Below are 24,981 nucleotides of genomic sequence, written 5' to 3' on the forward strand. Positions count from 1 at the left end.
CTGTGGTTTCGGACCGTCGGTTATTCTGTCACATATTTCGATGCGGTGTCATTTGTTGCGTATCTCTGGTTGCCCTTTTTGGGGGGTTGTTTCGAGGTAGCTCATTAAATTGTGGCCCCTATGGTGGTCTGGTCGGCGCGGACTGCTCGGGCAAGCGCTGCGGCGCGGAGTTCAGAGCAGGCTGGCTGTCTGCGCGTCCGCCAATTAGGGTGCGGGTGTGGGCAGTGATCAATGGCAATGTGGGCGCGACTTCGCGGCCCGACTTGAGGTGATGGTCCAGGGCCGGGCGCGATCCGGCACGTTCGGTGGGGGAGCGCGCGCGCTCAGGCTGTCCTCAGCGGCGCGTGCGGGCTACGTCGAATGAGCGCCTCGAATGTCGAGGTGCAGCGTCGGCAGCGCGCAGGACACTGGGTCCTGCTCGACGCGCGCTTTCACCTACTTGCCATTGGGCGGGCTCTGTATCAGGGGACCTCGCCGAGGTCCTCTCTGGATGTCACCGCGCGCCGGATTCTCCTGCCCCGGATGCGTGCAGCGTGCCTCGACGGACTACCTCATGCGCAGGTCCAGGAGGATTTCGGTCACCGGTGGTCCACCGCTGTGCGGCCGATTCTCGGACCGGTCAGCGGCCAGCCGCTCGCTGTGCTCGGCTGCTACGGACCGGCGGACGCTCCGTTGCCCAAGCCTCCGCTGGTCGGTGGTTGGGAATGGCAGGTGACCCCACCGGGCCCCGAGCAGCAGTTGCGCAGCTACTGGTCACCGGAGCTGTTCGAGGTGTACGGCAATGCTGTACCGGCGGGCCCAGGTCCTCACTGGCGGGAAGCCGTCCAATGGCTCGACGAAGTCGTCGAGAGCACGCACCGCACCGGGATCCAGCGCGTGTTGCAGACCCTCCGCACGGCGACGTCGGATGCCCTGATCATCCACAGCTACGCTGCACGCAACTCCAGCGGTGCCCGGGTGCACCTGCGCATGGCCGGCCGCCGGGACGTCATCGCGCCCGGGCCGGACACCTGGTTGCGCGGGGTCACGATGCGGCTGAAATCCCCGGGTGGTACCAGCTCCGACTCGGACAAGACGCCGAGCTATCTCGACGCCGCCTTTGCGCTTTCGCGGGACGCCCTGTGTGCTATCGACGTTTTGTACGAGCACGTCTACCTGACTTCAACCCATTTCGCGGACCTCGGCGTCGCGCTACCCGCCCACCGGCATCTGCCCGAGATGTGCCATCCCGACGATCTCCCGACGCTGCGCGCGATGCTGGCGCAAGCCGCGGCCGACACCAGTGTTCCCGCCGCCGCGGTGCGGGTCCGGCTCGCCGGTGTCGATGGCATTTGGAGAGAGGTTGAGATGCAAGGCAGTGGCGTCCAGTTGACCACCGAGCCGCCACATCACGTGCTGTGCCGCGTCACTTCCGTGTCTTAAGCAGGGCGGGGATGGTGCGAAGGGCGGCTCCATCGCTGCAGAACCTCTGCATCTCCGCAGCCCAGATCGACGCTCTCGTAGAGCGGGTGGCCCCTTCGCCATCGGCATGGCTGAGGGGAGCGAGGACGATGACGCGATCGTCTACGCCGCCGTCGCGGTGCCGGCTGCGCGCCCCGCAGTGTGTCGCCGCGATTCTCATTCCCGCCGACGGCGCGTTGTCCCGTTCGTGCGGTGTCGACTGGCCACACGCCCCGGATGCGGCACCAGAGCGAGGAACGATCTGTTCAACCGCGTCGTCGCCGCGAATCTGGGACAGCACCGGCATACCGGGCCGGTCACGATCAGGCCGGTGGTTTCCGGCCTCAGTACGCACAAGTTGCCAGAGCTGGGCAGCGGAGATGCCGTCTTCGCCGAACGTCTCCGTGCTGCCGTTTTGTGGCATGTCGGCATTGGACAGGCTAGCGCGAGAACTTAATACCGTTATGCCTGGTCCCCAGGGGGTGTACCCCTTCGGGGCCTCCCAGATCGGACAGTAATGCGGCTGCCCCACCTTGTACGGGTTGAGGCCCGTGAGCGGCGACGATCCATACGGCCGCCCACGGGATTCCCATTCTACTGGCTACTCGCAGCCCTCTACTTGCGGTCGACCTCCTGGCCGGCCCCGCTTGAGCGCCGAACATCCCCTCGGCTCGTCTTTTTGAAGGCAGCCTCAGCGATCCGCGGCACGTCTTCCGGCTTCGCCTTCGTGACGAGTGCTTTGACGATCAACCACTTGAAGAACCATCCAGCCGTGGCGCCAACCATGGTGACGGCGACGACATCCACTACAGGCATTAGACCTCGACTCCCTGACCGGTGCGGCTTTGCCGTACCGAAAACCGACCTGCTTTTCAGCGGGTTCGCGCCTTGGCCAGTTGAGTGAGATGTCGCGACTGCCATCCCGGTCTGGAAGGCATCAATCTACTCGCTCCGCTCAGTCGGGGTTCACCGACCGCCCAAGGGGGCTCAATGGGCACACGTGGCTCCGTACCAAAGCGCGCCGATCAGCGCATCCGCCGCAACAAAGACGAGCAGCCGGTTGAGACCGTCACCGCGGCCGGCGCGGTCGATGTTCCCGAGCTGGGCTTCCCCGAGCCGCACCCGATGATCGTCGACTTCGACGAGAGCCTGGCGAACTCGGCGCAGGCTCAGTTCTACGAACCAAGCGACTGGCAGTTCGCCTGCTTCACGCTGCACTTCGCCGATCGCCTAGTGAAGTCCGGCAAGCCGTCGAGCCAGATGCGACGTCAGGCCTACGCCAACGACTTGGACGAGGCGCAAGCGCTGTGGGCGGTGACGGCGCGCTCGAACCGATCGAAGGCGGACCAAGACCCCGCCGAATGGTTGCCTCCGTATCAGCCCAGCGTCTGCCGATACCTCACCGAGTGGGTGACGGTGAAGGTGACCTAGGGGTTGACAGTCGATGAGCGGGAGAGGGCCAAGCTGACGGAGTTAGCTCCGGCGTGTCCGAATGTGCCGGTGGCGGCGCGTAAGCGCACATGACGAGGCCGATACTTCGGCTTCGACGATCCCGTCGATGACCTGATCAAAAACGGCGTTGAGTGTGTTTCCACACCGAGATCCGCCGAGCGGTTTTTGCTCACCCCAGACCGGCACTGCGCCGTCCTTGTTGATGTTCGGCCCTCGCCTGTCGCGTTCGGTGCTTGCCTGGCGTGTCAGGTGCCGGTGTCGATATTCAGGGTGACGGCACAGTCGCGCGGTGCGCGGCCGTGGCGTCTCTCGGCGATCATCATGCCGCGGAGGCTGCCGATTCCGGCGTTCTTTGGCAGGCCGCGTCTGGTTCGCGCGCAGCGATCAGTCTCGTTCGATCAGCGCGTTGAGGACCTGCTGGCGGAAGTTCTCGAACGCCGGAGCCTGCTGGTGTTCGAACCCGATTCCCACAGCACCGCCCGCGGTTGTGACGCCGAAGTGACCGGGCGGCCAGTACCCGTGCCGTTCGTCGCCGCCTTCACGCAGTTTGAACGAGACGCCGATGATGTGCCGCGCGAGAATGGTATTGACGACCGCGCCTGGAACGAACTGTTTCCCCTCGGACATCTGGGTGCTGTGGATGGCCAGGACCTCGCCGTCGAACTCGGCTCGGCCGTGCCAGCCTTCCACCTCGATGCGTTCCATGACGTGATCCTAGCGTCGAAAGCGGGCGTGTCAGGGGCCGGTTCTCCGCACCTACCTGCCGGATGGTCACCCCTGGAGCGGGAGGCCTCGATCGCCGAGCAGGCCCGACCGAGACCAGGGCGTTGACCAGCATGGTGGTGGTCGCGTCGCCGGCGGCCAAGTCGACGATGCCCGACAGCGGCCCGGACAGCACGCGCAGCTCACCTCGCGCGTGCGGCACCAGTCGCGGACGGCGAGGATGTCGGCGAGGTCGCGGCGGCCGGTAGAGCTCCCGGCCGTCGCGCAGCGCGCAGGTGCTGACGAGGGCTGCACAAGACACCGCCTCCTAATCGGTCGGCATCAGTAACCCCAACTTCATTCCTTTCGAGCCCTGCCCGCGCACGTTGCGCACATGTGTGCAACGTGCAACCGCTGGTCCGCAAGCACAGGTATCCGATCACGGTCGGAAAGCGAGACCAGCGCCAGCCCGCGGCCGCGGGCGGGGCGTACACCTTGGGCGATCGAGGTCTTGCCCGCGCCGGACGGGCCTCGCAGCACGACCAGGCGGCTGGCCTCGGTCCCGGTCATGCCGACGGCCCGTCCCCGCGTTCGGCGCGGTGGGTGGTCAGGTCGACCGCGTCGGCGTCGGGCAGTTGCGCGCGGAGTTCGGTCACGGTGCGGCGGGCCTGCTCGGCGGCGTCGCGGGCGGTGCGCGAGCGCGGGCTGTCGGCGGCGATCTGCTGCCACAGCTGCCACGTGCGCTCGGCGATGGCCAGCCGCTGCTGCAGCGGCGGCAGGCGTTCGGTGGCCTTCCACAGCTGGTGGGACAGCTCGGACAGCTGCGCCAGCTCGGCGTGGGGGTTCATCCGGGCCAGGCCGCCGGAGACCGGGTGCGGGTCCGGCTCGCCGGCGTGGTCCTGGTGATGGTGGTGCACCCACAGGTCCAGTTCGGCGGCGGTCACGTCCGGCTCGCGCGCGGCGCGGTCGAGCCGGACCTGCTCGAATTCCCCGATGTAGTCCGGGTTCTGCGGCAGCGCCAGGTGCCCACGGAACTCCTGCTCCGCCGTGCCGAAGCGGTCCTGCGCGGACTGGCGGGTGATGCCGAGGACGTCGCCGAGCTGCTGCCAGCTGGCCCCGCCCATCCGCTCGGCGATCGCGGCCGCGGTGAACAGCTCCCGGGCCTGGGCCAGCACACCGGCCGCGGTCGAGAGCAGCTCGCCCGGGTAGGCGGTCTTGCCGTCTTCGCTGAGTTCGTTGCCCGAGATCGGCACCAAGCCGGCGGCGCGCTCGGCCAGCTCGCGCGCGGCGTCGGCGACGACGAGGCGGGCGAGGCTCGCTGTGGTGTAGGGCGGCTGCGCGGGCTGCAGATCGCTCACTGGTCCCCTCCGAGCACGTCACCGGGACCGAGTTCATGCCAGCTGCGCCCGGACAGGTCATTGAGCAGGTCGGGGTCGTCGATCGACATCGCCGTGCGCAGGGCCATGCCACGCAGCGAGGAGGCCAGGTGTGTCAGGTCGTCGGGGGAGTAGCCCTCGACCCGGCGGTTCAGCGCGGTCATCCGCTCGGCGAGCAGGTGCAGGTTCCCGCCGGTGGTGAATGCCTGCCGGGCGAACACCGTGAGATCGTCGGTTCCGGGCTGTTGCTCGGTCATGCGGCACCTTCCGTGAAGTACGGCGAAACGAACCTGACGTCCGCTCAGGCAGACTACCTCTGCGAATGTGCTTATGTCAGGTTTACTCTGACAAATGCCTGATTGGCTGAGTCGGTGGGTCCGCGATCGGCAGTCGGCAGCACTGGCGCCGCTCGTCTCCCCGGTGTCCGCGGCGCCGACCGTGCGACTTTCTGATTCAAGTCTCCGGAAAGAGCGGGTTGCCGTTGGGCTGCAGCCGTTCGCTGTAGCTGGTGCGGATCTCCTCGTCAGGAAATTTCCGAGGATCGTACAAGTCGAGCTGTTGAGAAAGTCACCTACGCATCGCGCATGAACTCGTGGGTAAGTCTGCTGGTCAGATGGCATACGGTCAAGCAATCATGCTTGTCGAAAGCGCGCGGTCCCTGAGTTAATCACCAATCTTCACCCATGGCCGAACATGGAAATTATTCGCCTATTCTCATGTCCATCTTTTGTTGCACCGAGATCAGTAGTTACTCTTAGCGACGCCTTTTTTGTGACCTTCAAGTCCATTGTGGAATTCCCCGCTGGTGGCGGTGATCACACTCCGGCGCCTGCGGCCCATCCACACCGGGGCGGGCTGCCTGCCCGCCCCGCACTCCCGTTGGAGGTCATCATGACAATCCGCCGCCGAGCCATCCAGGCCCTGATCATCGGCGCCCTGGCCGTCCTGCCCGGCATGGCCCTGGGCCCTCCTGCCTACGCTCAAGACCCGGTGAAGGACGTATGCAAGTCCGTGGACTCCCTGACCCCGGTGGCCAACCAGGAGACGGGCCAGGTATGCCGCGAATCCTCGGACATCACGAAGCCCAACACGGACATCTAGGAGCGCCCTGACGACCGAGATCACCCGGCCCTGTGGATGCGGTGAGGGTGGCCGAATCTGCTCGGCGGCCGGGGCGGACCCACAACCACACCTGGGCCCGCCCCGGTCACCTGCACCCACCGCGACGGCCAGGACTGCGTGTCGCCTTTCGAGTGGTCGAAGGTGCGATCGGGTTGCCTCGCCATGCTGGCGGGCACCCGCCTGCAAGCGGACATTCGAGGCGAAGGGAAGACGCGATGTTCAAGAAATTCGCTTTCACCGCCGCAGCTGTGGCCGGGTTCATGATGATCGGCAGTCCCGCCTTCGCCGATGAACCGGACGACACCGCCGGCCTCGTCAACACCGGGGACATTCTCTCCGACAACGCCATCAGCCTGTGTACTCATTCGGTACAAGTACTGGGTGTGCAGGTCACTGACGTCCTCAACGGCTTAAGCGCCAGCGTGCCGATCCTCACCACAGCACCCGACGACGATAACGGCCACGACGAATCGTGCCTCATCGACTGACACTCGCTCGATAAAGCTTTCCGCAAGGAACGGCGTACGGGCGCCGACCGATATTGGGCCTGTCCCTTCCAGCCGCTGGGCGGCGCGTTTCGGGGTCGCCATAGGACTCGCCGAAATCGGCGGATATGGCTGACCTAGGTCTACCCGTTGTTCGAGGACGTGAACCGATCGCGGACGCGGACGGCGAGCATCTCGATGCGTGGGCCGACGTCTTCACCGCGGCGGATGCCGCTGACCAGCCAGGCGACGGGTTTGCTGGTTTCGTAAAGCATGACGAGCGCCGCGCCGGTGGGCAGTTCGCCGGGCATGTGGGCCGCGGGCTACACCGGCCCGCAGGTGTCGATGGCCCGATGGAGTTATGAACCGGACCACTGGAGTGAACTTCTCACCGGCCACGGCTACAGCGACACCCACGCGCGCGTGGGTGTCGGCACCGGATCCGGGCAACGTGGGCACCCTCCTGGTCGAAACCCGCCGCCCGCGATGACCCCTTTTCTGATCTCCGGCCCCCGTGGCCTGCCCGCTGGGTCGAGCCAGGGAGGTGGCCGGGCCGGTTGTGACGCGGCCTGGTGCGTCTCTGTGGAGCTAGCCGGGGATGTTGCGGGGGTCGTGCCCGGTGTAGGTGTTGCGTTCGCCGATCGTGCCGTCCAGTTTGCGGATGAAGTGCTCCACCTTGCGCTCGATGGCCAGATCCCGGCCCACCGCGACGGCTTCGTCCTTGGTGGCGAAGGTTCCTTCTTCCGGCGATGAGCTGCCCTCGATCTTGTTCTTCCACTGGCCATTCTCGTGGTAGGTCTCTTAACTGGACTAGGAGTTGTTCGTTCTCAGGTGCTGGCACAGACCGGATGACTGGAACCGGAACTCCGGGGCGTCGGCGAGTACCCGATCGGGTGGTTCGTGGGCCCTGGCAGCCCTGTGCGTCATCTGACACACAGGACGCAGCCACGCGACGGTATAAACGTCTGATCAATACAACACGTGATCTTCTTCCAACAGAGAGGTGACATTGCGGAGATGGCCCAGCACCCAGTCCACCGCACCATGATCCTCATCGACGTGGCGAGCTTCGGCTCGCCGGACCGGACGCTACCCCACCAGGTGGACACTCGGGCCGGTCTGTACACGGTGGTCTCCGAGTCCATGGCGGCAGCCGGAGTGCAGGGTGACGTCGGCCATCAGGAGGACCGCGGCGATGGGCTGTTCGTCCTTGTGCCGCCCGAGATCCCGAAAGCACCGCTGGTGGAGGTACTACCTGACGCCCTGACCCGTGCGGTGCGCCGACATAACAATACCAGCCACCAAGCCGCCCGGATGCGCCTGCGATTGGCTGTACACGCGGGAGAAGTGGCCATTGACGAGCATGGGGCTACCTCTACCGCCCTCACCACGGCCTTCCGGCTACTCGACGCTGCTCCGCTGAAAGCGGCACTGGCCAGTTCGCCGGGCGTCGTCGCGATGATCGTGTCGGCGCACTTTTTCGATGAGGTCGTACGGCACTCCGCAACCGTGGACCCCGCGACATTCCGGCCGGTCGAGATCGCGGTGAAGGAATTCCGGAATACCGCGTGGATCGCACTACCTGACTATCCCTACCCTCCCGACCGCAGCATCGTCGACCGGCTCCCACAGCACAATGTGTCCGACAGCCAGGCGCCGGACGGTACCGATACGCACGGACCGGCTACCGATGGCGTCGGTCTGCGCGGAGTGACCATCCTCGGAGGTGTGCATGGCGCCGGGTCAGGCGTCACGATCGGCGCGGCTACCGGCGATCACCTCATCATCGGCCCGCCTTCGCTACTAGCCCCGACGACAGCGGTGCCGCCGGACCCCCGCTAGCCGACACGGACCGTGGGCACACCGTGTCGGCGCCCGACCCCACCCACGACGACATCAGCTCTGAAACGCTGTTGCAGACCGGAACTGACGCATCGGTACGAGTGGACAGCGTCTTCGCGACTGCGGGCGGAAACGCTGTCGGCTATCTCGCTGGCCCCGCGCACTTCCACCAGTCAGGCCCCCAGCCGCCGGTGCCCATTCCGCGTCAATTGCCACCGGCACCTGCCGGGTTTGTCGGCCGGGCCGATCATCTAGCAGCCCTCGACAACGCCCTGATTACCCCCGAAGCCTCGTCAGGCGAGAACGGCGTGAGTCCGCTGGTGGTGATCTCCGCGATTGGCGGCGCCGCTGGTATCGGCAAAACCTGGCTTGCCCACACCTGGGCGAACCACAACAAGCATCGATTCCCCGACGGGCAGTTGGCCGCAGACCTACATGGCTTCAGTTCCACAGGCGAACCGAGACAGGCAGCCGAGGTGTTGGGCGAGTTCCTCACCGCCTTGGGCGTTGACCACCGCCGACAGCCCGAGGATCTCGACGCCCGTGCTGCGCTTTTCCGTACCCACACATCCGGAAAACGCATGCTGATCATGCTGGACAACGCCGCTAACGCCAATCAGGTTGTTCCCCTGCTGCCTGGCGGCGCCACCTGCACCGTCCTGGTTACCAGCCGCAACCGACTCCCTGCACTGATTACTCGCCACGGCGCGCGCCCACTCAACGTCGATGTATTCACGGACGACGAAGCCCACGCGCTCCTTCGTCAGGCGCTCGGCGATGCTCCCATCACCGCAGCGATGGACAGAGCCGTCAATGAGTTGGCCGACCTTTGTGGCCATTTTCCAATGGCACTTGGCCTCGTCGCCGCCCGTTTCCGGAATCAGCCAGATCTTGCCAGTGTCATCGTTACTGAACTGCGCGGTCTTGGGCTAGAGGCTTTGGAATGCGATGATCCTGGCGTCAGCCTTCCCGTCGTCTTGTCGTGGTCTTATAAGGCTTTGCCCCGTGTCCAGCGAGATGTGTACTGGTGGATAGGGTTGGCGGACCTACATCACATCACCGAAACCGCGATCGCGGTAAGCAGCCTGTCGCGACCCGCGGTCCGGCGGGCGTTACGCGCCCTGGAGCAGATGTCGTTGCTCAATCGCCGTGCCTGCGGCCACTACGTAATGCACGACCTTGTCCGTGCGTACGCTCGTGATGTCGCTCGGCGTGAACTGGGCGACGGTGCGCCACGAGGCGTCATGCTCCGCCTCGTCACCTTCTATGCCAAGTTCGCGGAGATCGGTGACGACGCTCTTCCCCCAGACCTCGCTCACTGCAAGCTTCCGTCGTTGGTGGTCACGGCCGATGCGGCACCGGTGAGTCGCGAAATGGCAGGTGCCACATGCCTCGCGGATCTCCTTGGCGACTCGGCCAGTGTGGATGCGGCATTGGCGGCCGCGACTGAGGAACGCTGGCACGAACATGGTTGGCGGTTGTTCTGGTTGCGTCAAGCGTTGAGCTCCCAATATGACGCTCGACGTAATGCGCTGTCCTGTTGGATGGATGGCCTGGCTGTCACGCATGAATTGCTGGGGCGCGTGTTAGGGAACGGTCACGCAGACGACCGCAATGCGTTGGCGCACTACACGTGCGCGAGGGATCTCAACCGAGCGCTGGACAGGCCATTGAAGCAGGCGCAGGCGCTCGCCGAGATGGCCTTCCGGGCCGCACGAGTCGGCGATTGCGACTACGCCCGCGAGTGCGGTCACGGGGCGCTCGGTATGTTCCATGATAAGACGGAGGTCGCCGCACCCCATGAGGCTAGAGCACTGACAGCTCTGGGTAACGTGGAGTATGGCGAGCGTAATCATCAGGCTGCGCTGAACTACTACCAGCAGGTGCTCGTTCTGTATGACCAAGTGCCCCCCAATCCCCTACACGACATCATCCCGGTCTATTGTCACGTTGGTCATTGCTATATGGCGTTGGGTCAGAACGATCAAGCGCGAGCCATCTGGAAACGCGCATTGAACGTTGCCTGCACCCACTATGGGACTCACATTCGGGAGAACCTCGACCGACTAGATCACCTCGAAACCAAGAAGTTGTGATGGACAGGTCGTCGCCAGAGGCAGGAGGCATTAGGAGGTAGCGGCGGTCGTGCTTCCTGCCCGAGCGGTGATCACGTGCATTCCGATGGCGGGTCCAGCGGGTTGTGGTGCGCGTTCGGTCGCCGCCCACGAGCGCGTTCCAGCGGCACCGGATTCACGAGCGGCCCTCACCCCGGCCGATCCAGAACCCATAGAACGCACGGATTATCGCATTGCTGTGCCGGACCGTCCGGGGCTGATATCGGTCGTCGAGATACTACTTGCCGGTAATCGCGTTGACCGTGCCCGCAGTGGCGGCCGAGCTTGTACGAGCTGCGTGGCGCGGCTTGGCGGTGCGCTGCAACCACAGCACGAACTCCCGCGCCTCGGCCGACGTCGCCTGCTCCCACACCACCTCGATCACAGTCAGCCACCGCCACCGCCACCACCGCAACAGCGCATACGCATAGCTGCGGCCACTGCCCGACCGTCGACCGCGGGCGACGAAATCACGCAGGAACCGCGCGATCGGCTCCACCGGAACTCCGTCCGCGTCGAGCACGGTGAACGGCACGACAGCGTCGGACATCGGAGCGACCCGCCCCCACCGCGGCAGCCGTATCACATCCATCTCGCGCTCGGTCCGGACCAGCACCGCCATGCAGCCACCTCCAACTCGACTGCATGACTCCTACCGGGCGCCGCCCGCACACCGATGTCGACACGCAGGTGTGTCGCGCCTTAGTCCGGTCAACATGTCGACGTCGCCCTTCACAGCGGTGTCCCTCCTTCGGCAGGTACGACTGTCGGTTACCCGGCGTGTGGCATGTCGAACATCAACATCTCGGGTCACCTGTACAGGCGGGCCCAGCGCGGCGGGCAGGCCACGGCGATGACCGCACCGGCCGACGTGGTCCGCCGATGGTGGCTGTGGTGACCCGCCCGGTACGGCCCGCTCGGCGAGCTCCAGAGGGGAACCGGCGGCGCCAGCAGGGGCGGGTCCTGGGCCGGGGCGGCCTTCGGGTTGACCCGGGCCAATTGCCGCGTGTGGAGCAGATTCACGCCAACCTCCTCGACCGCTTGGAGGAGGCCAAGGAGCAAGGCTGGCTGGGCGAGGTCGCCGCGATCGAGACCACCATGGCCGCAGCGGTCCAGAAGCTGGAGGCCATGCGCCACCCGCAGCGCGCCGGTCGGCCTCGGCATGCCTGAGATCCGCCGCCCTGCGGGGCGGTCGAGCGATTTGACATCGTGACTGGATACTCCTGTCGACGCAGCCTGTTCGAGTTGACCTTCTTCCGCTGCCACGGCGCGCTCATCCTCACCCCGGCCAGCCCGGGGTGAGGCAAGATCACTGCGTTCGGCGCGGACTGCCGCCCGCCCTGGACCTGCTCGGCAAGTTCAGGTCATCGATCAGCGAGCACACACCAGGCAGCGGCCAGGCATGACGGGGAGCAGTGGCGCACAACGTAATGGGGAGGCAGGACGGTTGGGGTTGCGCGACACTGTCCAGGTGATCACGATGCAGCCTGTCGTGGAGGTCTACGCGCCTGACGGCTTTGTCCTTTGGCCAGTTGCTGAGGTCGAGTCGTTCGGCTATCTGGCGCTCAGCGGCGAGCTCACGCCCCGTGAGATCGGGACAGTGGTGATGCGCATCGCCAGTTGCAACGACATCGATCCTGGGGATGGCGGCCGCCCGCCCCGCCCCGCCGACCCACTGGGGTCGTTCTTGCACGGTCTGCTCACCTTCGACACCCTCTTCGCAGCCGGCGGCCTGCGGGTGACCGACAGCGCCACGGGCGTGGCGTTCCTACCGGGCTGCTGCAACGGCCTGGAGGACTGGCGCGAGTGGCACCAGGTCCTCGATGGCAGCGGGCAAGCCTGGTTCGGGCACGATCCCGATCCGCGCGCCGAACGCCACGGCGAGATCGTCCGGCTGACTGTCGACGCTGAGCAGAACGACAGTCCGGTGATCGAGTTGCTTGCCACCGATCTCCGGCGCCTTCTCGCCGAAGCCGAGCACGACCTCACCAGCTTCCTCGCGCTGGCAGCCGACTGGGCCGCGCAGAACCTGGCCCGCCACGCCGCCCCGGTCACTGCAGCCCTCGCCCGCGCACTGGACCTCCCGGCACCGACCGAACCATCGGCTCGGAACCCCGAGGCGCACGCCGACACCCCTTGACTTGGAGCTCAGAGATACCGAGCTGCAAGGCCGCTGCGTTGGAACTGCGGACGGGACCACCGAATCCCTTGATCGCGGTCACGAGTCGAATTCGTAGTCTCTCCTCATGATCGCCTGGCTGTGGACCGGGCCCGGGCAGGCCTACCACCCACACGGTCCGTTGCGCGAGGTCTACGACGAAGAACTGGCGCTCGTGCAGGAGGTGGTTCCCTGCACCCGCACCCAGCTACGGCGCCTGTGCCGCGATACCTCGGCCCTCCGTTAGCCCGACACCCGGACTGATGGCACATCGACAACTCAGCCTTGGCGCAGGCAGACGGCTCGATGCCTGGGGTGAGGCCGATCGAGCTGCGCCACCGCGGTCAGCCCACCCACGCCCAGCGGCGCCACACGCCCGCGAGCTGGCCGAGGTCGAACAGCCAGCGCAGCCGATCGCGAGCAGTTCGCCCAGCACCACCACACCGAACCAACGGCCCACTTTCCGAGCCCGAGCAGGGTTCGCACCCCGGCACGGTGCGCCAGCGCGCGTGTCCAGGAGCACGCCGTTCGGCTCGGTGAGGGCGAACGCTGTCCTCACCGTCACCCTTCTCGGTCCGCCCGCTGGTGGGGTTCGCTCGGTCGGATCTTGCGCCGGTCTGCCCGACCCGCCCAGTGGGGAGGGGGATCGAGGCGGCATCGATCAGGACGGGGAGGAGCTGGCCGGCATGGCCAAGCACGAGAACAAGGCCGAAGGCGACGGACAGGGCACGTTCGACCCGTCGAAGACGAAAGACGTCAACGACGCGGGTGGCGGCCGCCACGACTCCGACGACAAGGGCAAGGACGAGGACAAGTAGATGACCGCCGACACCGTCCCGACCTGGAAGGTCCTGTGTGAGCAGGTCCCGCGAGCCGGGTTCATCCCGGACACCATCTGGGTCGACGACCCCGACGGTCCCGGGTTCACCGCGGTGTCCCGCCACGCCAACCCCACCGCCTGGGAGGCCGCGGTCGCGGCGAACGCACCGGTGATCACCCAGATCAATCTCGGGCAACCCCACCGCCACGACGGCGAGAACTTCCCGTCGAGCTCGTCCTCGCAGCCGAGCATCGTCGCGGACATGCTCGACGCCCTCGACCCGCAGCCGGGTGACCGAGTGCTGGAGATCGGCACGGGCACCGGCTGGAACGCCGCTCTGCTGCGGCATCGGGTCGGCCCGACTGGGCACGTCACCACCATCGAGGTCGATCCCGGCGTGGCCGAGTCCGCGCGCCGCGCGCTCGCCGCGGCCGACACCGCGGCGGAGGTCGTGACCGGGGACGGCGCCGCGGGCTGGCCCGCGGCCGCACCGTACGACCGGATCATCGCGACCGCGTCCGTGCGGGAGACCGTGCCGCCGGCATGGCTGGCGCAGCTGCGCCCCGGCGGGCGGCTGGTCACCCCGTGGGGGACCGACTACGGCAACGGCGCCCTGCTCACCCTCGACCTCGCCTCCGCCGGCACCGCGACCGGCCGGTTCTCCGGCGCTCTCGCGTTCATGCGATTACGGAGCCACCAGCGCAGCCTCTTCGGCTGGGAACCCGACCAGGCGACCGTCGCCTCCGCCGAGGTCAGCACGACCGACATCCGAGGCAAGGATCTCGACATGATGCTCAACCCCGCCCAAGGGCGCTTCGCGATCGGTGCCCGGCTGCCAGATGCCGCACTGGTCATCGACTGGGACGCAGGCGGTCCCAGACGGCACGTGATCGAGCTCGACGACCTGACCACCCACTCCTACGCCCGGCTTGACGCCGACCTGACCGACCCCGCGCCGTTCACCGCCCGCCAGCTCGGGCCGCGCCGGCTGTGGGACGAAGCCCTCGCCGCCTACGGCTGGTGGTACGAACACGGCAAACCCGGCCCCGACCAGCTCGGCCTCACCATCACCCGCGACACCCAAACCTTGTGGCTCGACACTCCCGAAACCACCGTGCGAAGCTGGCCCCTCACCGGCGACCGGAATGCCCTTCCTGCGTGATCGAGCTCGGCTACACTTTGCATGCGCCCCAACGGGCTGCTCTCGGATCACCCGTGGGCGGTGACCGAGCGCACTCGCCGGCGGCCGGTCACGACTTCGCGGTCCTGACGCGGCTGCGCATGTTCAGTGACCACGTCGAGTGCGCTCACCTCAGGCAGGTCGACGACGCCACCGCCAGCCGCATGGAGACTACGCTCGCCGAACTGATAATGCCGTCTCAAGCAAGGGCTCCGGCTGCATCTGGAACGTGGGCGACGGTTCGACCAATCCCGGTGTCTCCTACCTGACCAGCGTGGACACCGGTCTGAGCAACCTGTACGCGCTGAACGACATCGGCTGGTGGGACCGCGGTTACTTCGAACCCACCGAGGTCGATGGTTATCCGGCCGTCTACGTGGACCTCGCCGACCTACGGGCGCAGGGCGACTGCGGCCTCGCCGTGGCGCTCAGCGACCGCCTCTTCTTCGATGTCTCGATTCGCACGACCTAGGACAACGACGCAGCCCACTCGGCGACCGCGGCCGCGCTGTACAGCAGCTCACCCGGGTAAGCGGTCTTGTCGTCCTCGCTGAGCTCGTTGCCAGAGATCGGCACCAGCCGGGCGGCGCGCTTGGACAGTTCACGCGCGGCGTCAGCGACCACCATGCGGGCGAGGCTGGCCGTGGTGTACGGCGTCTGCTCGGGCTGGAGGTCGTGACGCGTCGGAGAGGGGCACGCCTGGGTGGCAGCCGAGTTTCCCTGGAAGTAGTAGTAGTTGGCGCGATGGGAAGCCCGTGCGCCCCTTTCGGTCAGGCTGGAGGACCCGCGGTGATTGGCCTGCGCGATGCCGAAGGTGAATCCTTGCAGGTAGTTCACCCGCAGACTCAGCTGGCAGTTTTTCCGGAATTCGGCCGGACTGGAACCGGTGCACGTCTGCACGTAGGGAATTGTCGTCGTAGGTGACGGTGAATTTGGGGCTGTCGGGAGCCATCGCGACCGCGGATGCCCGAGCTGACAACCCGATCCGTTCACCGTAACGATGCTGATCGTCACCTGGCCCGGAGACCTTCGCCGGTGCCGCGGAACTGGGAATGGCTATTGCCGACAGGGCAATGGCACTGGCAGCCAGCGCAGTGAACATGATGCACCCTTCTGATGCATCGTGAACAACTAATCGTGGCGGCGGTGGTTCAGGGTATCCGGACGGGTTGGCGGGGCACTCCGCTGACCTGCATTGAACTTGAACCGGCGGTACGTAGTGGACCCGTACATTACGTAATGGGCTTACTAATGCATTGTTCGGCTTGTGAGTAATGGCTGCGCAGTCTAGGGTGATGCCGTCTCAACGAGAGGAGAACAAACTGCAATCGCCATGCTCGTCTAGGCGGCGTCCCGGACGTTCGGCTGCTGCTGAGGTGCGGGACCGGCCGGGGCGTGCGTGACCAGTGGTATCGCTGTGGACTGCAGCCGGGCCGTAGAGCGACTGGCCCGCCGGTGGCCACCAGCCCCGCGCCGGGTTCGACAGCGCCATTCATACATGCCTGCTCGCCATGTCCCCGCCGTACCACGGCGGCGGTCGCTGCTGTCCGCGCCCGCACAACCTGGTGTGGGCACGAAAAGCGAGAGCGGGCGCCCCCTGTTGGAGCAGGAGGCGCCCTGTTGTCCGACCACATACCTGTACGCACTGCAAAGCACACGAGGATGAGGTGATGACTTGCCCACGGTAAGTCCTGAGGCAGGAGAGTGCAGCCCCCGAACGTGTCCCGCCCCACGGGACGGTGGGGTGTGAACCGCTATGAACTGCTGTTGAGGATCTTGGAGAGCAAGCGGACGTGGCGACGCTTTCTCACGCTGGTCGTGCTGTTCATCGTGGCTGCTCTGGTGACGCTTTCGCAGCCTGGTGGCCTCGTGCGCGCCTGGCTGTCGTCTGCCTCCGCGGCCGTATGCGGCTGGCACGGCGCACCGATCTCGCCGGCGGTTGATTGCGCACGTTCGGCACCTCTCCTGGAGGGATCAGGGTAGTGAATAGACTCCGTCCCGATTCACGGCGCGGCCCGCGGTTCGGGTTCCAGCGGCGGGGGACCGGGTCGAGCAGGCGGTAGGCGGCCGCCAGAGCGTGCTGACGTGCCGCCGGGCCCGGATTCGTGGGGTCCGGCGGCAGGTCGTGCTGCTACGCGGCGGCTGGCGTGCTCAGTTCTGGCCGCACGTTGAGCAGGGAGCCGCCACTGGGCACCCTCAACACGGAAACCGCCGGCTCCCAGACCCACGGGCCGGTTTCGGTGGTGCACGAAACCCGGCAGTAGGTGGCCACCACGCGGTAGCTGCGGCCGCCGGTGTCCCAGCACTGCGCCTCCGCGATCGTGGTGTTGTTGGTGCTGGTCACGCACCCGCCCTGCGCACCGGCAGTCGCTTCCCCGGCGAAAGCCGTGCTCGGCAGGCTGAACAGCGAGGCCGCGATACCCGCGACGGCAAGCACCTTTGCGCCTTTGCGCATGAATTCCTCCCATGGTGACGACCGGGCAACCCGGCCAGAACCACCAAATGGCAACATAGTTCCCTATTCCGGGGAAGGATCGTCAACGCAGGCTGAAACCTGCCTGCTGCGTCGAAGACGCCTGGCTGCCCCCGGTGTGCCGGGCCCGCGACTGGTCCGCACGCCAGAAGCGGTCGAAGACGTAAGTGGGTCGGCGGAGCGATGCCGTAGCCCGGTCGTTCACCGTGATCACGGCTTCGCTGCCATCTGTGGACGCGTGCACGGTCACCTGGCCGGTGGCCGGTGTGGCGCAGGGCGTTCGACACCAGGTTGCCGAGGGTCTGTCGCAGGCGCGCCGCGTCCGTGACGACCTGGCCGACGAAGTCGGCGATGTCCTGCAGATCGCTCACCGTTCGTTGCATCAGCGGGGTTTGCTCAGAACGACCGACGCGAGCGCGCACGGAGACGACAAACCCGGTCCCGGAGTGCCCTTGTCCTCGGTCGCCAGTGCCGACGTGGGCGGAACCGGCTCGGAGTCAGGCCGCCACGGACCGGACGGCGGCGTGCTTGGCGGTGAACGGGACCGGGGCGCTCAGCCCCTAAGCGGCCGGCCCAATGCTTGCGATGCAGCACACCGCTGTGATGGCCAGCGCTCCACCCCTGGCCAGGCCTGGTTCTGATCCGCGGCTGCCACGCTCGAAGACTGGTGAGCCGACTTCGATGCCTTGACCTGCGAGCTGATCAACACTCCGCTGGAGTTTGAGACCCGGGATCCGCGCCTACAGGAAGACGCTGGGCCTGGCATACGCGGCACTGGTGCAGTGGCGCGACCGCGCCGCCGAGCTCGGGGACACACTTACCGACCTCGGTAAGCTCACCGATCCTGCCTGGAGGGCCGCCATCCACGCGGTCCCGCGACACCATTTCGTGCCCCGCTTCTTCACCCAGGACGCCGCCGGTGCCTGGACCGAGTCCAACACTGGCACTGAGGACGGCCGGACGGCATGGCTGGACGCGGTCTGCGCCTCGACACTACCCCGGTGCGGCAGCCTGCAGATCCGGGGGCGAGGGGCAGGTCATCGAGCTGGGCGCGGCGCGCGGTCCGATCCGGAAGCTGATGACCCGCGTCATCAGCGACCTACTGGGTGCCGGTTCAGCGGATCAGCGGGAGTGCCCGCGCCCTCACCGGCGCCTCCGTGTACAGGCACGCCAGCGTGCCGTGCCGGGCCGGTCACGTTCGCGGTGCGGACCGGACGGTTCACCCTGCCGACGCGTCTACGGAAGTTGTGGTTCGATCGCTTCCGCGGTGGACAGGGCCTCCGCGCAGGCTTGATCGGTGTCGCCGCGCGATCCGAAGGTGACCGTCACCATGGCCCGGGACTCCGTGCTCACCTCGAGCATGATTTGACACATTCCCTCGGTGCCGCCGTTCTCCTTCACCTGGAGGATACGACGCCCGTTGATGCTACCGTCGTGGATTCTGGCGGGGGCGGCCCGGACGTCGTCCACGCCCTGCTGATCGTCGAGGTCCAATGCTGTGGAGTTGCCCATTTTGTTGGAGCGGCATCCATTGTTGGACCCGATGTCTGAGTCCTCCGCACGCGGGAAGTCTTTGCCTTCCAACGCGTTGTCGAGGATCGAGCAGGCGTTGAGATCACGCAGGCTCGCAGGCGGTGTCACATTCGACGTCGCTGCCGCCGTAACTTCGGACGGCGTCATCGGCCGCGGCCGATGACGCCGTCTTCGGGCGAGCAGCCAGCCAGCAACGTCGATGCCGAAGCCGAAATGAAGGCCACAGTGATAGCCCGCATCGTCCCCCTCTCGCCCGTCACGAGTAAACCGCCTGCCGCACTGTCCTGCGTGCCGAGACTCTACCGTCGAGCTCCACAGGGCGGGCGAGGCACCGGCCATTTCAATCGGCGCTGATTCCGTCGGTTCCAGCGCCCTGAGCAGGGGGAGATGTACTCTGCCGCCAGCCACCACTGGCGTGCAGCAACCCTGATGATCGTGGGCTGCACGGTCGGCAGGCGACGCCTGACTGTGAGCGGTGCTGTCGTGTTTCCCTGTTCGGTGGCTCTGCCTGCCGGCGCAGTGTCTGCCCGCTTACCGGGCTGGGAGTTGAGGTTCGGCAGCTTGCGCAACAGAGAAGACGTCTTTGCAGGCCTGGTCTGTGCTTCCTTGTGTGCCCAGTGTTACCGACACCATCGCCCGAGACTTCGCGGTGACCTCAAGCAAGATGAGGCAGGTGGCCTCGTCGCCGTCGATTTCCTGCACTTGGCGGATACGGCGCCCGTTGATTTTGCCGTCATGGACCTTGCCGGGATCGGCATCGAGATCGTCCACCCCTTGCCTGTCGTCGAGGTTCAAGGAGGTCGCCGATCCGAACTTGCTGGCACCGCAGCCGTTGGTGCTGCCGATGTTGTCGGCCTCGCCCGGGGGAAATCCCCGGCCCTGCAACGCTGTGTCCAGCACTGCGCAGGCCTTGAGGTCGCCGAACCCCTGAGGCGACGCTGCGACCTCGGATGAGGCAGGCACCTCCGGCGGGGTCAACACCGGCTGCGCCTGACCTCCTTGCTCGCTCGAACACCCGGCCAGAACAATCAATGCCGACACCACGACACCGGCCGCTTTCAGAGCCCCCACGGTCATTCCCCCTCACTCTCCCGCGGCGCACCGAGCCCCACTCGAGTTCTTGTGCGGTGCGGTGAACGCACCACCTCACCTCGAGGCTAGACCGCCACCGGTGGCCCAGTTCCGCTCGCGTTCCTCGAGCACTTTAGCCCTCGGTTGTTTCCGGCTCACGCAGGTTCTTGCCGCCGGCAGGCACCCGGGCCGTGATGAGCCCGAGTGGCCGGCCGAAGCCACCTGGCGGCCACGCTGCGGCCGCGGTGGCCACACCGACAGCGAATGCGCAGCGGGCGGCGTCGAGCCCGAGCCACGATCGCGACGGCCTGCTCGCTGGTGATCAGTACCGGCCAGGGCTCTGCGTCGATGTCGGCTTGCCACCGCCTCAGCATGTGATCGATGGGATCGTGCTCGGTCATGGCCACCCTCGTTGTCAGCGTTCGCCTCATGGTCGAAGTCGTTGTGGCTCATGCCGCTGTTACGCCACCAGGCCCACTATCACCACACTCGGCACTGCAGCAGTGCTGGCAGCGTCCACGGAGTCGACGAGAGCGCGGTTTCCTGGGTTGACCGATCACGGGTGGGGCATAGCGAAGGCCGGGCACGAGAGGAAACTGCCATGCCCGGCCTTCATACGACGGTGTGTTACTTCTTGGCCGCCGCCACTTTCTTGCGGCCGCCACGGCTGCGCGCAGGCGTGGTTTTGGCCGGCTTCGGAGTCTGAGCCTCGTCGTAGGCGTTCGTGATCTCGGCCGAGATGCGGCCACGGTCCGACACCGTGTAACCGTTTTCCCGTGCCCAGTCCCGGATCGCTCGGGCGCGTTCACGGTCGGCACTGCTGGTCGCCGAGGGGACCGATTCGCCGGTGGCTACCCGGACCTTGCGGCCGCCGGTGCGGCGGCCGGCGGCGACGTACCGGGCGAGTTCGTCACGCAGGTTCGCGGCGTTGTCATCGGACAGGTCGATCGTGTACTCCACACCGTCCAAACCGAAGGGTACGGTCTGGGTCGCGGTCTCGCCGCTGATGTCGTCGATCATCTCGACGAGGACTTTCTGAGCCATCTCAAGTTCTTTCTGTTTTACGGCGGGGCGGTTGGGCAACCGTATCGCAATGCTAAACGTTTCCGCAACGCCACCGTCGTATTCTCGCGGGTATTCAAGTAGTTCACGACCCCAGGGTTACGCATACTTTGTGCCGCCGATCACCTGGTCGAGCACGGTGTGTGTGGCCGTTTGTGATCAGCTCGTCGCCACTGGCGACTGCGCCCACCCCTGAACCGCGATGGTCAATGGCGGCGCACAGGCGCCCCGCGTGTGCAGGAATGGCGGCTAGCCCGAAGCCGTCTGGTCGCCCATGGCGTCGCTTCAACTTGCACCGCGGCGGAGCGGTCTGGCCGCAGCACGTGTGGCGCCGCAGGGCCGCAGAAGTGCGTTGCAACTGCGGCTGGGCTTGTGCCGTGTCTCTGGGTGGACAGGCGATCTGAGCAGGGCACCTGACGTGCCGTGTCCTCAATGGCCGGGCCTGCACCTTGAGCGCGCAGGAGAAGGCTCAGCGGATACGCGTGCAAGCACCCGAGGTCATGCGCTCCCGTTAGCCTGAAGGGGCGCGATGCCCTGTCGAATATGCCGTGGAGGTAGCCCTCGAGGCCACTGCCTCGACGTTCATTCCAGGCGGTGTGGCTTGGATTTCGCTGCCTGGGGCGAGCGTCGTCCTACAGGCGTCACCAGGTCGACGCTCGTGTACGACTGGCGCGCACGGCTGGGCGCTTAGGCCAGTTTCGACAGGCGACGGTGGTCCCGCCACCGTGGGCCTTCGCCGCCGCGCCAAGCGCGATTGGATGAGGGTGACCGATGTGCTCAAGGACTTGCTGAGCGGTGCAGACAAAAATCACATCGCCGTGAACTGGCGGGGGCGGCCTTATCGAGGGCCCTCGAGGGCTGCGCCGGTGCTGCGTGGTGTGGGGACGGTCCGCGATGTCGGTCACGCTGCTGTCATCGCGAGGGTCCTACACGAGACTGCGCCGACTGCGACTGACGTACTCCTGGTCACCCGATACCGTGTAGCCGACGGCCATGCTCAAAGGCTCGGCACCGGCACAGACGGCGTCAAAGAGAGACCACCTCTACGCCTTCTGGCCTGGTTGTAGGCGCATGTGTCGCCGACCAGGACCGAACGAGTGAAGAGGAGCGGGGTATGGCCGACGATGTGGCCAGCCAGGTGATCAAGGCTGAGCAGGATCGGATCCACTGTCTCCTCCACGTGGATCGCGGCACCTACGACCGCTTGCACGCCGCGGAGTACCGGTTGTGCAACCCGACCGGCACCGTGTGGACGAAGGCCGAATACCTGGATCTCCTCACCACCGGGCGGGTCGCCTACCGGGAACTGGGGCTGACCGGCGACCTGGACGCCATCGTCGGCACCGACGTCGTCGTCCTCCGCTACCGGTGCGTTATCGAACTCACCGTCGACGGCGCGGACATCCCGCGGCACGAGGCCTGGCACACCGACGTCTACACCGATGCCAGCGGCACGTGGCGTTGTGTCTGGTCGCAAGCCACCGGCATCATGGACCTTCCGCTGGCCGCACCCTGACCCAGCACGAGGAAGGCGCGGACCCGACGGCCAGGCGGTGTCGCAGTTACTCAGCGCATGCGTGGCGGCTATCCGCAGTGACGGTGGCACAGGATTTTGAGCCGCCCGTCGATGGCCGGTTGCTTCTGGACGCAAAGCAGCGCCACGCCGTGGAGTGCGGGATCAACCGACTCGAACGCGACCGTCCAGCCGCGACAAGGTAGGACAAGCTCGCCGTCCGCTACGAGGCCACCGACACAGTCGCAGCGATCAACGAGTGGCTGGGACTTCGAGACACGGCCTAGTTCTCGGTCAGTTCAACGAACCCGCCGATCCACTGCGGCGGCGGCCCGATCACCACAGTCGGGCCGTACTCCGCGCCGTCCGCAGCGAACGGAAACTGCTGGAACCGTACGGCGCGCACCACCTCGGCCCCGCGCTTGAACACCACGATGCCGCCGTGCTCACCACCGTCGATCTCGTACATGTCCAACGGCTCGCCGACGCGCTTCTCGACATACCTGCGGGTATGTTCCCCTGGGAACAGGAAGACGCGATCCCAGCCCGCACCGGTGATCTCGACCAACGGCACCGTGCGGCGCTCCGCGATCACCCGTTCCAAGCGCCGCCCCAGCTCCGCGTCCTCCGTCACCGGGAAGCCGCCACCACAACCGGAGAACAGTAGGAGCAGCGTCGTCGTCAGGCGGCAGCGATCGTCCTGGATGCCATAGGTTTCCGCGTCCTCGTCATAGTTTGTCCGCTTGTGTCGCCGTTCTTTTCGGCTCTTGGTGTCGCGCAGGGCCGAGGTGAGGCCAGTGGCAGGTCGCCGAGCTTCCCGGCGAGGTCGCCGGCGCCCGCGGCGGTGATCTCGGGGCCCCTGCGGCCCAGCAGCTCGATGCTCTCCTCCCGGGTGAACGGCGGCAGCAGCCGCGCGGTGCCAGCCCAGTCGGCGTAGCGGGAGGTGATCAGGACATGCCCGCCCCCGGTGCGGGGGGAGGTGGGGCAGCACGGTCGCCGGGTCGTCCGCGCCGTCGAAGACCAGCAGCCAGCGGCGGAACGGGCGCCCGGTGCGCAGCACCTCGACCGCGGACACCGCGAGGTCGGTCTCGCGGGCCTGCGGCGCACCGAGTGTGCGGGCCAGGTCGGCGAGCCCGGTGTGGATCCGGCTGGTGTGGGCGGCGTCGATCCACCAGATGAGGTCGTAGTCCTCAAGGTGGCGGTAGATGTACTCGGTGGCCAGCTGGGTTTTGCCGATGCCGCCGAGCCCGTGCACCGCGACCGGGACCACGGCGGCCGTGGTGCTGTGGAGGCGGTCCGGCAGGCGTTCGAGCAGGTCCGCTCGGCCGGTGAAGTCCAGGTTCCGCGCAGGGATGCGGCCCCAGACCTCCGGTGGCGCGTCGGGCCGGTGCGGGGCGTGAGGAGCAGGCCCGGCCGCTGCAGGCACGGAGCCGGGGCCGAGCGTCCGCATCGGCCGGGGCGTGGTCGTGGTTGTGCTGGTCATGTGCCCGCGCTCCGGTGCTGGTCGATGTGGGGGGCGGGCTCGGGCAAGGTCACGGGTTGGCCGTCGCGGTGCAGGGTCAGGGTCAGGGTGGGTCGGGCGGGGTCGAACGTCGCGGTGAAGACGCGGGGCTGCGGGCGACCGCTGGTGTGCCAGTGCCCGGTGATGCGCCGCATGTGGGTCCAGAGCTCGACGGGGCCGCTCTGCTCGTGGTGTCCGTGCGGGTCGCTGCAGCTGATGATCGCGTGTGATTGTGTCGCCGGGTCGGCGAGGATGACGTGCGGTCCCCGCCGGGGAGCGCGGTCGAGTGTCCACTGCACGCCCGGGAGCAGGCAGCGCAGCATCAGGCGCAGTCCGGGGTGATCCGGGCGCACCCCCACGGGGAGCATGGCCAGCTCATCCCAGGTCGGGCGGGGGTGCAGCCCCGGGGCGGCGTCCAGCGCCGTGACGACGGCGGGCTGGTGGAACGTGGCGTGTCCGTGGCCGTGCTCGTCGACCGTCAGCACCGTGATGACCCCGCCGTAGACGGTGACGATCCGCCCGCCCGGGGTGAGCCGGGCGAGCCAGCCGACCGGGATGTGGTCCGGCTCGCGCCAGGTGATGATCCGGTCCACGCACGGCCCGTCGTCGTGGCTGAGCGTGAGGTCGGTGGTGTGCACGGTCTCAGCGCGGCCGGCGAGTGCGACCGTCGCGTGGGCGTGCCAGTCGGGGTGTGGATCGAGGGAGCGCACCGGTCCGGTTCCGGTGAGGCGCCGGATGAGGCCCGCGGTGTAGCCGGAGCCGGTCCCGATCTCCAGCACCGCGTGCCCGGGGTGGATGCCCGCCAGGGTGAGCACGGTCGCCATCGTCGTCAGCGATGGCGCGGCCACCGGCGACGCCGGGCGCCGGCACGGGATGAGTTCCAGGGCGGTGTCCGGATGGTAGAGATCCCGCAGCCACTGCGCGGGGTGGTCTTCGGGGTCGCGGCGGAGGGGTTGCGTGCGCGTGGGGATGTTGTAGTCGCCGGTGTAGAAGTCGCGGGGTTCGGCCTCGAAGGCGTCCAGCACGGCTTGGGCGATGTCTCGTTCGGCCAGGGCTGCGCGCAGCGCACGCCGCTCTCGTCCGCAATGGTCGTCCACTAGGGATGGTGGTGTGGTGGTTGGCATGACGTCCTCGGGG

Annotated in this window: 27 protein-coding genes; 13 read left to right on the top strand and 14 right to left on the bottom strand. The window is 66.9% G+C overall.

Features of this window, described 5'->3' with window-relative positions; all coding sequences use genetic code 11:
• The first annotated feature begins 360 nt into the window (after nucleotides 1-360).
• A complete protein-coding gene (locus tag L3Q67_RS25880; protein ID WP_499184064.1) occupies nucleotides 361-1,422 on the top strand; it encodes a hypothetical protein in 1,062 nt (353 codons plus the stop codon).
• A 633-nt stretch (nucleotides 1,423-2,055) separates the two neighbouring features.
• On the opposite strand, the gene L3Q67_RS25885 is transcribed toward L3Q67_RS25880, so the two are convergent.
• Complete coding sequence (locus tag L3Q67_RS25885) at nucleotides 2,056-2,247, bottom strand: hypothetical protein (protein ID WP_499184065.1); 192 nt, start codon at nucleotides 2,245-2,247, stop codon at nucleotides 2,056-2,058.
• A gap of 183 nt (nucleotides 2,248-2,430) precedes the next feature.
• Here L3Q67_RS25885 and L3Q67_RS25890 point away from each other — a divergent pair, with 183 nt between their 5' ends.
• Complete coding sequence (locus L3Q67_RS25890; RefSeq protein ID WP_499184066.1) at nucleotides 2,431-2,871, top strand: phage terminase small subunit; 441 nt, start codon at nucleotides 2,431-2,433, stop codon at nucleotides 2,869-2,871.
• A 405-nt stretch (nucleotides 2,872-3,276) separates the two neighbouring features.
• On the opposite strand, the gene L3Q67_RS25895 is transcribed toward L3Q67_RS25890, so the two are convergent.
• From L3Q67_RS25895 to L3Q67_RS25905, 3 genes are all read right to left on the bottom strand, one after another.
• Nucleotides 3,277-3,597, bottom strand: coding sequence for a hypothetical protein (locus tag L3Q67_RS25895; RefSeq protein WP_499184067.1), 321 nt, complete (start codon nucleotides 3,595-3,597; stop codon nucleotides 3,277-3,279).
• Nucleotides 3,598-4,160: 563 nt separating this feature from the next.
• Entirely contained in the window at nucleotides 4,161-4,952 is a 792-nt protein-coding gene (locus tag L3Q67_RS25900; RefSeq protein WP_499184068.1) for a hypothetical protein, read from the bottom strand.
• Nucleotides 4,949-5,227, bottom strand: coding sequence for a hypothetical protein (locus L3Q67_RS25905; protein ID WP_499184069.1), 279 nt, complete (start codon nucleotides 5,225-5,227; stop codon nucleotides 4,949-4,951). The genes L3Q67_RS25900 and L3Q67_RS25905 overlap by 4 nt, the downstream gene beginning before the upstream one ends.
• Nucleotides 5,228-5,861: 634 nt before the next feature.
• Between L3Q67_RS25905 and L3Q67_RS25910 the strand changes: the two genes are divergently transcribed.
• Nucleotides 5,862-6,071, top strand: coding sequence for a hypothetical protein (locus L3Q67_RS25910; protein ID WP_499184070.1), 210 nt, complete (start codon nucleotides 5,862-5,864; stop codon nucleotides 6,069-6,071).
• A gap of 236 nt (nucleotides 6,072-6,307) precedes the next feature.
• Nucleotides 6,308-6,580: a hypothetical protein gene (locus L3Q67_RS25915; RefSeq protein ID WP_499184071.1), complete on the top strand. Its 273-nt coding sequence runs from the start codon at nucleotides 6,308-6,310 to the stop codon at nucleotides 6,578-6,580.
• A 140-nt stretch (nucleotides 6,581-6,720) separates the two neighbouring features.
• On the opposite strand, the gene L3Q67_RS25920 is transcribed toward L3Q67_RS25915, so the two are convergent.
• Together L3Q67_RS25920 and L3Q67_RS25925 are read right to left on the bottom strand one after the other, a co-directional pair.
• On the bottom strand, nucleotides 6,721-6,888 hold the full coding sequence (locus tag L3Q67_RS25920; protein ID WP_499184072.1) for a hypothetical protein: 168 nt from the start codon (nucleotides 6,886-6,888) through the stop codon (nucleotides 6,721-6,723).
• 277 nt (nucleotides 6,889-7,165) lie between these two features.
• Nucleotides 7,166-7,342, bottom strand: coding sequence for a DUF2188 domain-containing protein (locus L3Q67_RS25925; RefSeq protein ID WP_499191642.1), 177 nt, complete (start codon nucleotides 7,340-7,342; stop codon nucleotides 7,166-7,168).
• Between the two features lie 216 nt (nucleotides 7,343-7,558).
• Here L3Q67_RS25925 and L3Q67_RS25930 point away from each other — a divergent pair, with 216 nt between their 5' ends.
• Together L3Q67_RS25930 and L3Q67_RS25935 are read left to right on the top strand one after the other, a co-directional pair.
• Complete coding sequence (locus L3Q67_RS25930) at nucleotides 7,559-8,419, top strand: hypothetical protein (RefSeq protein ID WP_499184073.1); 861 nt, start codon at nucleotides 7,559-7,561, stop codon at nucleotides 8,417-8,419.
• 23 nt (nucleotides 8,420-8,442) lie between these two features.
• A complete protein-coding gene (locus L3Q67_RS25935) occupies nucleotides 8,443-10,515 on the top strand; it encodes a tetratricopeptide repeat protein (RefSeq protein ID WP_499184074.1) in 2,073 nt (690 codons plus the stop codon).
• Between the two features lie 256 nt (nucleotides 10,516-10,771).
• Here the strand turns inward: L3Q67_RS25935 and L3Q67_RS25940 are convergent, their stop codons facing one another.
• Nucleotides 10,772-11,155, bottom strand: coding sequence for a hypothetical protein (locus tag L3Q67_RS25940; RefSeq protein ID WP_499184075.1), 384 nt, complete (start codon nucleotides 11,153-11,155; stop codon nucleotides 10,772-10,774).
• Nucleotides 11,156-11,541: 386 nt separating this feature from the next.
• On the opposite strand from L3Q67_RS25940, the gene L3Q67_RS25945 reads away from it, so the two are divergent.
• The 6 genes from L3Q67_RS25945 (at nucleotide 11,542) to L3Q67_RS25970 (ending at nucleotide 15,163) form a co-directional block, all read left to right on the top strand.
• On the top strand, nucleotides 11,542-11,703 hold the full coding sequence (locus L3Q67_RS25945; protein ID WP_499184076.1) for a hypothetical protein: 162 nt from the start codon (nucleotides 11,542-11,544) through the stop codon (nucleotides 11,701-11,703).
• A 310-nt stretch (nucleotides 11,704-12,013) separates the two neighbouring features.
• Nucleotides 12,014-12,673: a hypothetical protein gene (locus L3Q67_RS25950; protein ID WP_499191643.1), complete on the top strand. Its 660-nt coding sequence runs from the start codon at nucleotides 12,014-12,016 to the stop codon at nucleotides 12,671-12,673.
• Nucleotides 12,674-12,779: 106 nt separating this feature from the next.
• A complete protein-coding gene (locus L3Q67_RS25955; protein WP_499184077.1) occupies nucleotides 12,780-12,938 on the top strand; it encodes a hypothetical protein in 159 nt (52 codons plus the stop codon).
• Nucleotides 12,939-13,377: 439 nt separating this feature from the next.
• Complete coding sequence (locus tag L3Q67_RS25960) at nucleotides 13,378-13,509, top strand: hypothetical protein (protein WP_499184078.1); 132 nt, start codon at nucleotides 13,378-13,380, stop codon at nucleotides 13,507-13,509.
• Complete coding sequence (locus L3Q67_RS25965; protein ID WP_499184079.1) at nucleotides 13,510-14,673, top strand: methyltransferase domain-containing protein; 1,164 nt, start codon at nucleotides 13,510-13,512, stop codon at nucleotides 14,671-14,673.
• Between the two features lie 247 nt (nucleotides 14,674-14,920).
• Nucleotides 14,921-15,163 carry a DUF3558 domain-containing protein gene (locus L3Q67_RS25970; protein WP_499184080.1) on the top strand — a complete coding sequence of 81 codons (243 nt, stop codon included), beginning with the start codon at nucleotides 14,921-14,923 and terminating at the stop codon, nucleotides 15,161-15,163.
• On the opposite strand, the gene L3Q67_RS25975 is transcribed toward L3Q67_RS25970, so the two are convergent.
• The 5 genes from L3Q67_RS25975 to L3Q67_RS25995 form a co-directional block, all read right to left on the bottom strand.
• On the bottom strand, nucleotides 15,160-15,705 hold the full coding sequence (locus tag L3Q67_RS25975; protein WP_499184081.1) for a DUF4360 domain-containing protein: 546 nt from the start codon (nucleotides 15,703-15,705) through the stop codon (nucleotides 15,160-15,162). The genes L3Q67_RS25970 and L3Q67_RS25975 overlap by 4 nt on opposite strands.
• A 1,117-nt stretch (nucleotides 15,706-16,822) precedes the next feature.
• Complete coding sequence (locus tag L3Q67_RS25980) at nucleotides 16,823-17,146, bottom strand: hypothetical protein (RefSeq protein ID WP_499184082.1); 324 nt, start codon at nucleotides 17,144-17,146, stop codon at nucleotides 16,823-16,825.
• 1,254 nt (nucleotides 17,147-18,400) lie between these two features.
• Nucleotides 18,401-18,844 (bottom strand): hypothetical protein, encoded by a 444-nt coding sequence (locus tag L3Q67_RS25985; RefSeq protein WP_499184083.1) that lies wholly within the window; start codon nucleotides 18,842-18,844, stop codon nucleotides 18,401-18,403.
• 384 nt (nucleotides 18,845-19,228) lie between these two features.
• Nucleotides 19,229-19,774, bottom strand: coding sequence for a DUF3558 domain-containing protein (locus L3Q67_RS25990; RefSeq protein WP_499184084.1), 546 nt, complete (start codon nucleotides 19,772-19,774; stop codon nucleotides 19,229-19,231).
• Between the two features lie 621 nt (nucleotides 19,775-20,395).
• Nucleotides 20,396-20,812, bottom strand: coding sequence for a histone-like nucleoid-structuring protein Lsr2 (locus L3Q67_RS25995; protein WP_499191644.1), 417 nt, complete (start codon nucleotides 20,810-20,812; stop codon nucleotides 20,396-20,398).
• 1,132 nt (nucleotides 20,813-21,944) lie between these two features.
• Here L3Q67_RS25995 and L3Q67_RS26000 point away from each other — a divergent pair.
• Nucleotides 21,945-22,346, top strand: coding sequence for a nuclear transport factor 2 family protein (locus L3Q67_RS26000; RefSeq protein ID WP_499184085.1), 402 nt, complete (start codon nucleotides 21,945-21,947; stop codon nucleotides 22,344-22,346).
• 280 nt (nucleotides 22,347-22,626) lie between these two features.
• Here the strand turns inward: L3Q67_RS26000 and L3Q67_RS26005 are convergent, their stop codons facing one another.
• Together L3Q67_RS26005 and L3Q67_RS26010 are read right to left on the bottom strand one after the other, a co-directional pair.
• Nucleotides 22,627-23,826: an NB-ARC domain-containing protein gene (locus tag L3Q67_RS26005; RefSeq protein ID WP_499184086.1), complete on the bottom strand. Its 1,200-nt coding sequence runs from the start codon at nucleotides 23,824-23,826 to the stop codon at nucleotides 22,627-22,629.
• The gene (locus L3Q67_RS26010) at nucleotides 23,823-24,968 is read right to left on the bottom strand and encodes a protein-L-isoaspartate O-methyltransferase family protein (protein ID WP_499184087.1); all 1,146 of its coding nucleotides are present in this window, start codon (nucleotides 24,966-24,968) and stop codon (nucleotides 23,823-23,825) included. Before L3Q67_RS26010 ends, L3Q67_RS26005 begins: the two co-directional genes overlap by 4 nt.
• Between the last annotated feature and the right edge of the window lie 13 nt (nucleotides 24,969-24,981).

This window comes from Saccharothrix sp. AJ9571, from assembly GCF_021725495.1.
GTDB classification, from domain to species: domain Bacteria; phylum Actinomycetota; class Actinomycetes; order Mycobacteriales; family Pseudonocardiaceae; genus Amycolatopsis; species Amycolatopsis magusensis.